General features: G+C 43.2%; 11 protein-coding genes. 6 read left to right on the top strand and 5 right to left on the bottom strand.

From position 1 onward, the window contains the following. The first annotated feature begins 162 nt into the window (after positions 1 to 162). Positions 163 to 1,122 carry an AEC family transporter gene (locus tag INT03_RS12325; RefSeq protein ID WP_193009178.1) on the top strand — a complete coding sequence of 320 codons (960 nt, stop codon included), beginning with the start codon at positions 163 to 165 and terminating at the stop codon, positions 1,120 to 1,122. Positions 1,123 to 1,183: 61 nt separating this feature from the next. Then, positions 1,184 to 2,215 (top strand): ornithine cyclodeaminase family protein, encoded by a 1,032-nt coding sequence (locus INT03_RS12320; RefSeq protein ID WP_193009177.1) that lies wholly within the window; start codon positions 1,184 to 1,186, stop codon positions 2,213 to 2,215. A gap of 93 nt (positions 2,216 to 2,308) precedes the next feature. On the opposite strand, the gene INT03_RS12315 is transcribed toward INT03_RS12320, so the two are convergent. The 5 genes from INT03_RS12315 to katG all read right to left on the bottom strand — a co-directional run bounded on the left by INT03_RS12315 (position 2,309) and on the right by katG (position 7,934). Continuing rightward, positions 2,309 to 2,515: a hypothetical protein gene (locus INT03_RS12315; RefSeq protein WP_193009176.1), complete on the bottom strand. Its 207-nt coding sequence runs from the start codon at positions 2,513 to 2,515 to the stop codon at positions 2,309 to 2,311. A 48-nt stretch (positions 2,516 to 2,563) separates the two neighbouring features. Beyond that, the gene (locus tag INT03_RS12310) at positions 2,564 to 3,565 is read right to left on the bottom strand and encodes an LLM class flavin-dependent oxidoreductase (RefSeq protein ID WP_193009175.1); all 1,002 of its coding nucleotides are present in this window, start codon (positions 3,563 to 3,565) and stop codon (positions 2,564 to 2,566) included. A gap of 354 nt (positions 3,566 to 3,919) precedes the next feature. Then, positions 3,920 to 4,849: a LysR substrate-binding domain-containing protein gene (locus INT03_RS12305; RefSeq protein ID WP_193009174.1), complete on the bottom strand. Its 930-nt coding sequence runs from the start codon at positions 4,847 to 4,849 to the stop codon at positions 3,920 to 3,922. A gap of 182 nt (positions 4,850 to 5,031) precedes the next feature. Then, entirely contained in the window at positions 5,032 to 5,616 is a 585-nt protein-coding gene (locus INT03_RS12300; RefSeq protein ID WP_060490936.1) for an HAD family hydrolase, read from the bottom strand. A gap of 140 nt (positions 5,617 to 5,756) precedes the next feature. Then, a complete protein-coding gene (gene katG, locus INT03_RS12295) occupies positions 5,757 to 7,934 on the bottom strand; it encodes a catalase/peroxidase HPI (RefSeq protein WP_193009197.1) in 2,178 nt (725 codons plus the stop codon). 745 nt (positions 7,935 to 8,679) lie between these two features. Between katG and INT03_RS12290 the strand changes: the two genes are divergently transcribed. From INT03_RS12290 to INT03_RS12275, 4 genes are all read left to right on the top strand, one after another. Beyond that, the gene (locus tag INT03_RS12290) at positions 8,680 to 10,662 is read left to right on the top strand and encodes an AmpG family muropeptide MFS transporter (protein ID WP_193009173.1); all 1,983 of its coding nucleotides are present in this window, start codon (positions 8,680 to 8,682) and stop codon (positions 10,660 to 10,662) included. Beyond that, positions 10,659 to 11,570: a peptide chain release factor N(5)-glutamine methyltransferase gene (prmC, locus tag INT03_RS12285; protein ID WP_193009172.1), complete on the top strand. Its 912-nt coding sequence runs from the start codon at positions 10,659 to 10,661 to the stop codon at positions 11,568 to 11,570. Before INT03_RS12290 ends, prmC begins: the two co-directional genes overlap by 4 nt. 35 nt (positions 11,571 to 11,605) lie before the next feature. Further along, a complete protein-coding gene (locus INT03_RS12280; RefSeq protein ID WP_193009171.1) occupies positions 11,606 to 12,400 on the top strand; it encodes a HesA/MoeB/ThiF family protein in 795 nt (264 codons plus the stop codon). A gap of 86 nt (positions 12,401 to 12,486) precedes the next feature. After that, positions 12,487 to 13,839 (top strand): ABC1 kinase family protein, encoded by a 1,353-nt coding sequence (locus tag INT03_RS12275; RefSeq protein ID WP_193009170.1) that lies wholly within the window; start codon positions 12,487 to 12,489, stop codon positions 13,837 to 13,839. Positions 13,840 to 13,842 lie beyond the last annotated feature (3 nt).

Here is a 13,842-nt window from a genome sequence, read left to right as displayed (position 1 = left end):
TGTGTATTAATAATACAATTGCTGTTAAAAGAAAATAGAGCAGGTGCTTGTCTTACTTGCTATTTTGTCTCTATACTAGGCTAGAAAATTTAATGATTACTTGTTAATTTAACTCGCTGATGTCCATATCATGATGGGCTTGTCAACGAACTGAGCCTATTTATGATTGATGCTATTGTCTTTGCTATTACCATTGTCTTGCCCAACCTTGCCTTAATGTGGTTGGGTTTTTTTATGCAGAGACGCGGTGAGGCGAGCCAGACTTTTATTGACCAAGCATCGAGCTTTGTCTTTAATTACTGTTTACCCTGTTTGCTTTTTTTTAGCGTCGTTGATAGTGATGTCGATTACAGCAAACAAATCACGCTGATAGTGGCTGGTATTCTGGTGACATTCATGTTGTTTATAGGTGCAGAGATTTACGCCAAATATTTTGTGAGCAAACCGGCTGATCAAGGGGTGTTTGTACAAGGGATATTTCGAAGTAATATGGCTATTATTGGACTGGCAACGGTTGCTAATGCCTACGGAGAACGTGGCTTAAGCATCGGTGCTGTCTATATGGGTGTGGTGACGATACTGTTTAATATCTTAGCGGTTATCACTCTCAGCCGTGTGTCCAAAAGTGTGGATGATACTTGGCTCAGTCGCAGTACCATGATTATCAAAAAACTATTTACCAACCCACTGATTATCGCATTGGTAGCAGCATTTGCTTATAAGGCGTCACCGCTGCCGCCTATTACAGGTGTGATTCATACGACTGGCGATCTACTGGCCGCAGTGGCATTGCCCTTAGCATTGATTTGCGCCGGTGCCAGTATTGATTTGAAGTCGATGTTGCACCCTTCAGGGCTGTCCATGCAGGCGAGTATCGGACGTATTATTGTTGCGCCATTGATTGCCATCGCTATTGGATTGGGATTTGGTCTATCAGGTGTGCATATGGGTGTGTTGTTTTTGATGGCAGCCTCACCAACAGCCGCCGCCAGCTACGTAATGGCAAAAGCCATGGGTGGCAATGATGTGTTAGCTGCTAATATTTTGGCTTTTACCACCGTGGTAGGTATGTTTGGAATGGCGATTGGTGCGGCAATATTACGCGGGTTAGGATTAATGTAGTAGCCGTTTTGGCGTGATAAAACATGTTCTAATAGTAAATCTATAAATAGGAGTACTCAAATTGCAATTACTAAATAAAGCAATCGTGACCGAACATCTCAATATGCAATCTGCCATTGGGGCTATAGAAGCATTGTTGCATCAACAGGCAGCGCACCCCAATTGGATCAAAGCGCCTGAACGTTTGGTCATTGAAACTTTTAGTGAAGATGACGCCCATCGTTCAGGTTCGCATTTATCAATGCCCGCGACGATTTATGATGGTAAGAATGAGTATACAGCCGTAAAATTGGTCACCATTTGTCCTGATAATCCGAGCCGAAATTTACCAACCACAACGGCGATTATTACCGTGTCAAACAATGATACTGGTGAGATATTGGCAATTATGGATGGGGTTTATATTACCCAAGTGCGTACGGCGGCATTGTCAGGCATTGCGACCAAATATATGGCAAACGCTGACTGTCAAAGCGTGGCGGTGGTCGGTTGTGGTGGCATGGCTTATGAGCAATTACATGCGGTAATGACTGTACGTCCTGAGATTGAAACAGTATATTTATGGAATAGAAGCAGGGAAGGCGCTGAGATTTTCAAAGTGAAATTTACTCGTGATTATCCGCAATGGGACGTTACTATAACGGTTTGCGAAAATATCAATGATGCTATCCGTAATGCAGATGTTATCAATGTCGCAACCCGCGCAACAGAAGGCTTGTTTGATCTCAACCATATTAAACTTGATGTACACATCAACGCAGTCGGCGCCTATCAGCCTTCAATGAAAGAGATAAGCAATGATGTCATTGCAAACAGTCGCATGGTCGTTGTCGATGATTTGGTTGGCAGTCGTCATGAAGCGGGCGATTTAATCCAAGCTCACGATAGTGTCGATTGTGCATGGACATGGGACGACCTCAGTGGTGACTTACAAGCGCTAGTCACAGGGGCGCTACAAGAAAAAACCGCTAGGTCTAATAATGGTGTTACGTTATTTAAATCGGTTGGTGCAGCCAGTTTTGATGCAGCAGTCGCTCTATATGTCGCACAACAAGCCGCACAAAAAAATCTTGGCTCGTCAGTTGAATGGTAATGCCATTTATAGTGACCGTACGTAAAGATTGCTGTGTTTTTCTTATGTAGCAAGCCAAAAAAAGCCCTCTTTCTAAATAAGAAAGAGGGCTTTTTATATTGCTTTAAACGTTAAATTAATACGTCTCAGCATGTTTCGAGAGCGGTTATTAATTTGGATTGTCTTTATTACGTTGGTCTTCGCGCCGCTGCGGTAGGTCAAATAACCACCGACAGCCATCACCGCCAGAAAAGCCACAATGTACATAAATATTGATGAGCCGATAAGCAGTGAGGCACCGATAATAGGAGTTGCGTCCATGTCAAACATCCAGCTAAGGTTTATCAATAATTATGCAAGTGTCTGATTTCATTGTAAAGTAAATAAATTTAACTCAGGTGTAAGTTCCAGTGAACGCATGCGCGCTGCCTGATCGTAAACGTTAGCCGTCACAATCAGCTCGTCTGGCTCATACTGGGCAAGGAATGCCGCCAGTCTCGGTTTGACAGTTTCTACAGAGCCGATGAATGACACCGATAATGCGCTATCCACCATCATTTTTTCAGCAGGGCTCCAGATACTGTCCATATCGTGAGTAGGTTTCGGCATTTGACCTGTTTCACCACGGCGCAAGCGTACGAAGCTTTGCTGCGCAGAGGTAAAATGATACTGTGCAGTAGCATCGTCATCGGCGAGTAATAAATTAGCCGCCAGCATGACATAAGGCTTGTCCAAATAGGCTGATGGTCTGAACTGTTCACGATAAGCTGTAATCGCTTGCCCAAGCATTTGCGGTGCAAAGTGTGAGGCAAACACATAAGGAAGTCCCAAATGCGCCGCTAACGTAGCCCCAAAAAGAGAAGAGCCTAATATCCAGATAGGAACGTTTGACTTTGCCCCAGGAAATGCTTGTACTGGGCTATTATCTGTACCGTTCCCTAAAAAGTACATCAATTCTTGGACGTCTTGCGGAAAGCGATCAGCATCTTGCATCTGACGGCGTAGTGCCTGAAAGGTTGCGCCATCAGTACCCGGCGCACGACCCAGCCCTAAATCTACGCGATCACCATATAATGCCTGCAAAGTGCCGAATTGCTCAGCGATGACGAGCGGTGCATGGTTCGGAAGCATCACACCACCAGCACCAATACGTATATGCTTGGTTTGGCTACCGATATGCGCTAGTAGTACTGACGTCGCTGCACTAGCGATGCCCGGCATATTGTGATGCTCTGCCATCCAATAACGGTTTAAACCAACTTTTTCTGCTTGCTGTGCTGTCTCAACCGTTTGGGCAATGCCCTCAGCGATGGTTTTACCTTCAGGCACGGGTGCTAGGTCTAAAAAGGATAAGGGAATAGCGTTACTCATAAATCACCTGTTTTTATGATGCCGCCTTTCAGCGACATGGTTATATGGTTATATTGGTATTTGATTCTAGTTATAAAAGAGACTAGCGACAGCAATGATGAACTAGCACCTCAAGAATCTAGTGCTAATTCAATATTGCTGTAACTAGTCGCTCAATAGTTCATATAATGGGGCGGTTCTATTGAATATAAAGGTTATAAGTTAAGACGATAACAAATCTTAATAATGGGGTAGCGTTATAAGAATCACATGCGCGCCAGTCGATTTTGAGTAGAAATAAGAATAGAAAATGGCATCATTATCTGTTGATAACGATGCCATTGATGTTTAGTGAAAATATGAATGAATGGTTCTTTACTGGCTAAATTGTTTTTGACACAGTTCCATAAATGCTCGACCATACTGACGAATTTCTGCATCATCACGTACCGCCATCCAACTGGTAAAGCGCCCAAAGTGATCCACTGGTATCGCGGTTAAATTTTGATAGTGACTTGGTTCAAACGCCATCTCTGCGATAATGCCGATACCCAAGCCCAAACCTACATAAGTACTAATTACATCAGCATCGAGTGCTGCTAGCACGATATCTGGTTCCAATCCTGCTTCTTCAAAAGTTTTGTCAATCGCACCGCGCCCCGTAAAGCCACCGTGATAGGTCACAATCGGATAGCTGGCGAGGGTCGGCAAATCCACAGACTCGTGATTGGCCAGTTCGTGATCGCTTGGCACAATGACGCGATGCGTCCAGTCATAATAGCGATAGCAGCGTAAATAATTGTTATGAAGTAAAGACTCGGTTGCAATGCCAATATCTGCCTGCCCGCGAATGACCATCTGCGCGATGGTCTCTGGATCTGCTTGTTGTAGTATTAGGTTGACTTTGGGGAAACGCTCTTTAAACTCTTTGACGACTTGCGGCAATACATATCGCGCTTGCGTGTGAGTGGTGGCAATCGTCAGCGTGCCAATATTCGGATTATTAAAATCAAGACTAAGATTTTCAATGGTACGAATTTCAGCGAAGATAGATTCGATATGCGGCATTAGTGCTGTGCCCATGGTGGTAAGACCCGTTAGGCGTTTGCCTTGACGGACGAATACTTCCGTTTTGAGCTGATTTTCAAGTGCCGCAATATGTTTTGATAGGCTAGATTGACTGGTGTGCAGTACGGTCGCCGCCTGACTTAAGTTATAGCCATTAATCACCGTATGCCATACTGTCTCCAACTGCTTGAGGTGAATCTGTAAATGCCGCTGATTGACCACTACGTCGATTGCCATAACTAAATCCTATTGTATAAATATACAAACCCTGTCTGTATACAAAAGTGAAAATGTACCAATATGCAGTAAGCAAGTAGTGTAAAACAAAGTGTTTATTCTTGTATATACTTAATGGTTATCTATTTATACGTATTTGGAATATGTGATTAAAAGTATACATTGAAATTGTTTTTGAGTACTCAGAAGTACTGATAGAATCTTTCATCTGCTAGACTCAGCAACTCTTCATCTTCTAATGTGTCTCCATAAGCATATATAGTGTCAAAATTACTTAGATTATATTTTTGTTCAACCAACTGCTTTTTCGTTATTCCGCTACAGTCATCATTCAGATAGTTACCCGTCAATATACCATCAACGACATCTACCTTAGTACATATCAAGTCTAGTCCATATTTTATACACCATGGATTGAGATATAAATCCAAAGATGCAGAGACGATAACGACGATGTCTCCTCTTTGTTGATGCCATTTTATTTTTTCGAAAGCATTAGCTCTTATATAATTAGGTATCATCAGCTCAGAAAATGCTTCACCTTTTATTCTAAGCTGTCCCTCATTTGTCCCTTTAAAAGCGAAGTTATAAACTTTTTTTCGAATCTCGCTACCGTGTAATCTACCTAGCTTATATTTAACGATAGTTGGTAATAAAATGATTTTACCTACATTAATTTTTCTTTTATTTGCTGCGAATAATATAAATTTGGTAAAGGTGTCTGTGTTCGTTATGGTGCCGTCAAAGTCAAATAAGGCTATATTCATAATTTAATTCTCTAATAAATAGGGCGTATTCATTATAATATTTACTTTGAATTAGATGTGATACAAACATAAAAAAACAGCCATCTTCCGATGACTGTCTTAGCTTACAACTTCAATAATGATACGATTTGCGGCTGCCTCTAGCGAAAACGATCCGTATTCATCACTTTATTCCAAGCCTTTACAAAGTCAAGAACGAATTTTTCTAGGTTATCGTCCTGTGCGTAAAGCTCAGCGTAAGCGCGTAGTATGGAGTTTGAGCCAAATACTAGGTCTACGCGGCTGGCTTGCCATTTTACATTGCCAGTAGTACGCTCACGCACTTCATAGAGGGCAGGGGCATCATTACTGTCTGTCTTAACGGGATGCCAAGAATATCTCATGTCTGTTAAGTTCACAAAGAAGTCATTGCTAAGTGTCCCCGCACGCTCAGTAAAGACGCCTTGTTGGCTCTGAGCGTAGTTGGTATCCAAGACACGCATACCACCGATTAAAACGACCATTTCGGGTGCAGTCAAGCCCATCAGCTGAGTACGATCTAATAGCATCTCTTCAGGTGATATGGCATAGCTGCCTTTGATCCAGTTACGGTAGCCATCATGTCGTGGCTCTAAATCAGAGAAGCTCTCTGTTTCAGTCATCTCATCGCTCGCATCGCCACGACCCGCATCGAATGGTACTTCAATTTGCACACCTGCATTAGCTGCTGCTTTTTCAATGGCGGTGTTACCAGCGAGTACCACTAAATCCGCGATGCTGACGTCTTTATCAAAGTTCGTCTGGATGGCAGTGAGCGCCTCAAGTACGCGAGCCAATTGCTCAGGCTCATTACCTAGCCAGTCTTTTTGCGGGGCTAAACGAATGCGTGCACCATTGGCGCCGCCGCGATAGTCTGAGGCGCGGAATGTACGAGCGCTATCCCAAGCGGTAATAATAAATTCGCGATGGTCGATACCACTGCCTAGTATCTGTGCTTTTAAGATCGCAATATCATCAGCGCTCAGATCAACATTGCCTTGTGGAATTGGATCCTGCCAAGTGAAGTCCTCGCTTGGCACATCCGCTCCTAAATAGCGAGATTTTGGCCCCAAATCACGATGGGTAAGCTTAAACCAAGCTTTTGCAAATACCTCATCGAAATATTCTGGATTTTGATGAAAGTTCTCTGAAATTTTACGGTAAGCAGGGTCTTTAATCATTGCCATATCAGCGTCGGTCATGATAGGGTTGCGGCGTACACTTGGATCATGTGCATCTAAAGGACGATCCTCTTCCTTGATATCGATAGGTTCCCATTGCCAAGCACCAGCAGGACTCTTAGTCAGTGCCCACTCATGATTTAGCAATAACTCAAAATATTCATAATCCCATTGGGTTGGATGCGTGGTCCATGCGCCCTCGATACCACTTGAGACGGTGTCGCCAGCATTGCCTGTGCCTTTAGGGTTGCGCCAACCTAGACCTTGCTCTTTGATATCAGCAGCTTCTGGCTCATCTTCTAATAAGGTAGCGTCACCATTACCATGACATTTACCAACCGTGTGACCGCCAGCAGTCAAGGCGACCGTTTCTTCATCATTCATTGACATACGCGCAAAAGTGGTACGAATATCTTGTGCCGTTTTAATAGGATCGGGGTTGCCGTCGACGCCTTCAGGGTTGACATAAATCAAGCCCATCTGTACCGCTGCTAAAGGGTTTTCTAGTGATTCACGCTGATTATCATTTTCATAACGATTTTTGGTAGCCGCCAGCCATTCACGCTCAGAACCCCAATAGATATCCTTTTCTGGATGCCAAATATCGGTACGTCCACCAGCGAAACCTAACGTCTTAAAGCCCATAGATTCATAAGCCATATTGCCCGCTAGTATCATCAAATCTGCCCAAGAAAGTTTGTTACCATATTTTTTCTTGATTGGCCATAATAGACGACGTGCTTTGTCCAAGTTGACATTGTCCGGCCAACTGTTTAATGGCGCAAAGCGTTGATTACCAGTGTTAGAACCACCGCGGCCGTCGGAGCGTCGATAAGTACCGGCAGAATGCCAAGCCATACGAATCATCAACCCACCATAATGACCCCAATCTGCTGGCCACCATGCTTGTGACTCAGTCATTAGATCTTTTAAATCTTGCTTGACGGCTTCTAAATCTAATTGCTTAAAGGCTTCTGCATAATCAAAGTCAGGATCCATTGGATTGGTTTTGTGATCCTGCTGATGCAAGATATCTAAGTTTAAGCTATTCGGCCACCAATCGGTTGCTGCCGAGGCGTTCGTAGTATGTGCTTGGTGCATGACAGGACAGCCACCCATGCTTGGACGTTGTGGCTCGTGCGAAGTATCTATATTTTCACTATGAATGGTTGGTCCATGTCCATCTCCATCTCCTTTATCATAAGTGGTGTTACTTGCAGCATCTGATGTTGAGTTTGAGTTAGTCATCATGTGGCTCCTAGGCAGTAATCAGATAAATGGCAATCGAGTGTGTTATCTACTATTGTTCGCAAAAATTATTTGTCATCCCTAGCATATAGAATAATGATTGATTTAGGGAAGCAATTTATACAAACGCGTTGTTTTATAAAATAAATGGTATGTCAAATAACATTTTAATTTATAAATATATAAAAGTAAGAATGTAGCAAGAATTTCTGGTTATTAAAGCATTAATTATTAATAACTTATCAGGATGATGATTGGCTAATCACAAGAGAAAGGGGTTTATATAAAACGGTTATGATGCAAAATACGATATTTTCCTTATTTTTATAGCTATTCTTAATATGAAAGTAAACCCTAGTCTATCAGCTAGGTTTTATTAACCAGTGGAAAGAAAGGTTAATGCAAAAATATCGTTAGAATGTCTAGTCAAGGTCAGCGTTCTCAAGTACCATAATTCAATTTTGTTGTAATGGCTGTATTTGTGCAACGTTAAGCAATTTTTATCGATCCCGTTTATCAGTGCTATTTATCAGTGTCAATTACCGATAGATGATGCTAATGATTGATAAAAATTGTGCGCGGTTGTGTTTTTTTTCTTAAGTGCTAGTGAGCGATTATGTCTGCTGTCAAATCTGTGCCACCCAATCAACCAGCTGTCAAAAAATCATGGGGAGAGGCTGCAAAGGCTTATTTAGACCCTCGTGTCATTATCATGTTGTTTTTGGGCTTTTCAGCGGGTATTCCTATACTGCTTATTTTTTCAAGTTTATCACTTTGGCTTAGAGAGGCAGGCATTGATCGTAGTGTTGTGACCATGTTTAGTTGGGCGGCACTGGGTTATTCGTTTAAGTTTATTTGGGCGCCATTAATAGATGCGCTTCCTGTGCCATTTTTGACCAAATGGTTGGGTCGTCGTCGCAGTTGGATGGTGGTATCACAGATGCTTATCATATTGGCTATCTTTTTGATGGCAAATGTTAATCCAGTTAGTGAAGACGTTTTAGTCTACATGGCAGGCGCTGCGGTTTTGCTTGGCTTTTCTTCTGCCACCCAAGATATCGTGATTGATGCTTACCGCATCGAGCTTGCGCCGCCATCGATGCAATCTATTCTATCCTCTATTTATGTGTCGGGTTATCGTATCGGCATGATCGTTGCGGGGGCAGGCGCGTTATATTTGGCAGATTTTTTTGGCTCGAATGAGACTTTTTATAGTTATGAGGCATGGCGAAATACTTACTACATTATGGCAGGTGTCATGACCTTAGGAGTATTAACCACGTTTGCCAGCTATGAGCCAACGGCTGAAACGTTGCAAAGTAAAAAGCAAAAGGGCAATTTAAAAGTATTTCTTATTTATTCTGCTTTACTACTTATCCCAGGTCTGATTTTTGGCATTATTTATCTGATCAATATTTTGATTAATACAGTGTTCGATAGCACATTGGCGATGATACCGTTAATGGTCATGCCAGCGATTAAGTTTTACTTTTTGGCGCTGGTCGCTTGTGCTCCTTTACTGCTGTTGTACTTCATTATCAATCAACCAAAAATTATCAATAAAGCGCCATTGGTTGCGGAAACTCGCGAAGACTACGTGAGATTAGTAGCATTGTTTGTGTTTTCAGTGATCGCATTTATCGCTGCTTATATATTGATGGGACCAGTACTGCCAGAGTTTGAAGGCGCGTTTTCTAGCTTCTTTGTAGAAACATTACATCTGCTGATAAGCTTGGGTGTGGCGATGGCTGCAGGTTATGCACTCGTACAAGTAGGTTTGGTCAAAAAAGAAGTGGCAATGTCCACTTGGGTTGAGCCAATTTTAGATTTCTTTAGACGCTATGGTAAAAAGGCATTTTTATTACTGGCACTCATTGGCCTGTATCGTATTTCAGACATTGTGGCAGGCGTGATCTCCAACGTCTTTTATCAGGATATGGGCTTTAGTAAAACAGATATCGCCAATGCAGTGAAACTCGTCGGCGTGATTATGGCGATTGCGGGTGGGTTTTTAGGTGGGCTATTGGCACAGCGTTTCCGTATGATGCATGCCATGATGATCGGCGCAATTCTTGCGTGTGCTACTAACTTGCTATTTGTGCTACTAACTTACAACCCAGGCAGTTTGCCGTTTATGTATGTTGCGGTCATATTTGATAACTTAGCAGCAGGGCTGGCCAGTGCGGTATTTATTGCTTTTTTATCAGCGTTGACCTCCATTCGTTTTACGGCAGTACAGTACGCTATTTTCTCATCACTCATGACGTTGATTCCTAAAGTAATGGGCGGATATTCAGGCGCTATCGTCGATAATATGGGCTATCCATTTTTCTTCATTTTTACCTTTGCGATTGGTATTCCGATTCTAGCGCTGATTTACTATGTCGATAAGCATATCGTCATTGGTGACAACGACGACATTTATGGTGATGATGACAACAGTGATGGAAACAGTAGTAATGGTATGGGGGATAAGTTATCCAAGTCTAATCCAAACTTAAGTGATACCAAAGAGCGGCCACGTGTTTCAGAGCGGTGGTTGTATCTGGTTTTTATCTTATTATTCGCTATGTACGTTATTTTTAAGAACTATATATGACCGCATCAAATATTCGTCAGATAAAGCAGCACATCCAGCAATGGATGAATGAGGCTGAGAACAGCAAGCTACCGTCATTTTGGCTAACGGACTGGCTGTTGTATGTCGTTGATAAGCCTGCGATAGCGTTGATGACAGATGAAGGTTATCAGCTAACAGACAGCGAATTTGAGCAATTCAATGCAGGTGTAACGAAGATGCAGCAAGGAATGCCACTTGCGTATTTGACGGGTCAGCAAGAGTTCTGGTCGCTGATATTTACTGTCAATGAGCACACTTTAATTCCGCGACCTGATACTGAGATACTGATTGAGCAAGTATTAACTTGGATAAAATCTCAGCCAAACAGTGTCAGCAGCCCAAAACGGTTACTGGATTTAGGGACAGGTTCAGGCTGTATTGCGATTAGTCTCGCTCACGAGTTAAATACGCAGCGTTCAGACAGTGAGGCAGAAAGCTGGCAAGTCGTTGCGGTGGATATGTCGCCAGCAGCGCTCAAGGTTGCTCAGCACAATGCAGCTATCAATGATGTTGCTGATATTGAGTTTATACAAAGCAGTTGGTATGACGAGCTGCCCAGTCATGACGAGCTATTATTTGATGTGATTGTATCCAACCCTCCTTATATCGATGAGGAAGATGAGCATTTAGCACGCCTTGTAGCCGAACCTATTAGTGCCTTAAGTGCCCCCAATCATGGGCTTGCCGATATAGAGCATATCGTAGGACAGGCACCGAAATACTTGCGTGTCGGTGGGCTACTGGCTATCGAACATGGTTTTGACCAAGGTGATGCCGTTCGCAAGTTGTTTGTAGATAGTGACTTTGAATCTGTGCGTACCGTACAAGATTATGGTGGTAATGATCGTGTTACGCTAGGTCAAATTAAGTCATCAGATTTTTGTTAGTAGACTTCTTTAATAATAGGTTATTGGTAATAAATATGGCGCACACATCAGATGAAGGGCAGTTGTTGGATGAAGAGCTGCTGCGTTATGCAAGGCAAATATTATTAGACGGTTGGGATATTGACGCTCAATTACGCTTAAAGTCAGCTCGTGTGGTCATGATAGGGGCAGGCGGGCTTGGTTGTCCTGCTTCTGAGACGCTGGTGCGTGCAGGACTTGGGCAAATTCATCTGATAGATGATGACGTCATTGAAGCCAGCAACTTGCAGCGCCAAACGCTGTTTTTACCTGAGGATATCGGTAAACCTAAGGCGCTAACAGCTGCGCAAATGTTAGAGCGTATTAATCCTTTAATTACCGCTCGCGGTACAGTGGCAAGATTAAGCGAAGACAATGCTTATGAATTGCTCGATATGGCGACAGGCAAGCCTGACTTGCTTTTAGATTGCACTGACAATTTTGCGACGCGTGATGTCATCAATCGTATTAGCGTGCGCTATAAAATCCCGCTATTATCTGCCTCAGCAATTGCGATGCAAGGTCAGTTGGCGCTGTTTGAGCCGCAACTAAACACTGGTTGTTATCACTGCGTGTTTGGTTCGGTAGTACTTGATGCAGCGGCTGATGAGCGTACGTGTGCTAACTCAGGTGTGCTAGCGAGTACCACTGCTATCATGGGTAATTTGCAAGCGAATGCTGCCTTGCAGTATTTGGGATTAACCAAAAATCCACTGACAAATAAACTATTAATATGGGATGGTAGCCAGATGCAGCAACGGCTGATGGGCTATCGCCAAGATGCGCAGTGTCCTGTCTGTAGTAGTCATTAGTGATTGTTCATTAGTAGCTGTGTAACTTGTCATTATTTATAATCGCCTATTCTCAAAAACCTTTCTTATGGCCATAGTTGTTTTTTATGAAAATTCATCGTCCGCATTTATTAAAGCATACCTTCAATGTCATGAACCGTGTTCGCCAAACAGCCAGCGTGGCAGGTTTATCTGCGCTGAGAGTGGCAAAAGGTGAAAAGCCTGATGCCACATTATTAAAAGAAACGTTTGAGCAGTTGGGCACGACTTATATCAAGATTGGTCAGTTTATCGCCAGTACGCCGTCACTGTTTCCACGCGAATATGTAAAAGCTTTTCAGAGCTGTTTGGATCAAACCACGCCATTGTCCTATGCTTATATCGAGCAGGTATTGAAAGAAGAGTTAGCGGTTGATGGTATGACGCTCGCTGATAAGTTCGCCCATATCGACTCAAAGCCACTAGCGTCAGCCTCTATTGCGCAAGTGCATGCGGCACGGTTGCATAATGGCGATGAAGTCGTATTAAAGGTACAAAAGCCTGACGTCGAGACCATTATGCGGACCGATTTGGGCGTATTGCATGGGGTGACTAAGTTACTTGAGATTCTGATGCCGTCGATGAAGTTTGCCAGTATTGCGCCGATTATCGATGAGATTCGCCTGCGTATGCTTGCCGAGACTGACTTTATCGCTGAGGCACAAAACATCCGCGATTTTCAGCAGTTCTTAGCCGTATCAGGCAATACGCGCGTGGTAGCACCCAAAGTATATGAAGAGCTGACGACCAAACGTGTACTAACCATGAGCCGCTTGTACGGCGTCTCTATGGTCGATGAGTCGCTCATGCGTCAGTATTGTGCTGATCCTGCGCAAGTCATGGCGGATACCTTGAATACGTGGTTTGCCAGTCTCATGCTGTGCAACAGTTTCCATGCTGACCTGCATGCGGGCAATTTGATGCTATTAACCGATGGTCGTATTGGCTTCTTGGATTTTGGTATTGTCGGTAAGCTAAAAGCTGAGAGTTGGCGTGCGTGCATGGGTATGATGCAAGCCATGCAGGACAGTGACTATCAAGCGATGGCGCGCCATATGATTGATATGGAAATGACCCATGGTGGCAATAAAGTCGATGTAGTGGCGTTGGGTAATGATTTGCAGCGTATGATGAAGACTATTATGGCGGAGGACAAATCCTTTACCAGTGGTGTGCCTTTTAATAGTAAAGAGCAAGCCGATGAGTTAAATAAAATGATGCTTGAGATTGTAGAAGTCGGTAAGCGCCATGGCATACATTTCCCACGTGACTTTGCTTTATTGACCAAGCAGATGCTCTATTTTGATCGCTTTATGCGTACGCTGGCACCTGATATGGATATGTTTAGTGATCAACGCGTACAAATGCTAGGACACACAGAAACAGATGTGACCATGCCGCCAACAGTAAACGTATCGTAGTTT

Source organism: Psychrobacter sp. PG1 (genome assembly GCF_014897815.1).
Taxonomy (GTDB): domain Bacteria; phylum Pseudomonadota; class Gammaproteobacteria; order Pseudomonadales; family Moraxellaceae; genus Psychrobacter.
This window is presented reverse-complemented; position numbering and strand designations above follow the sequence as displayed.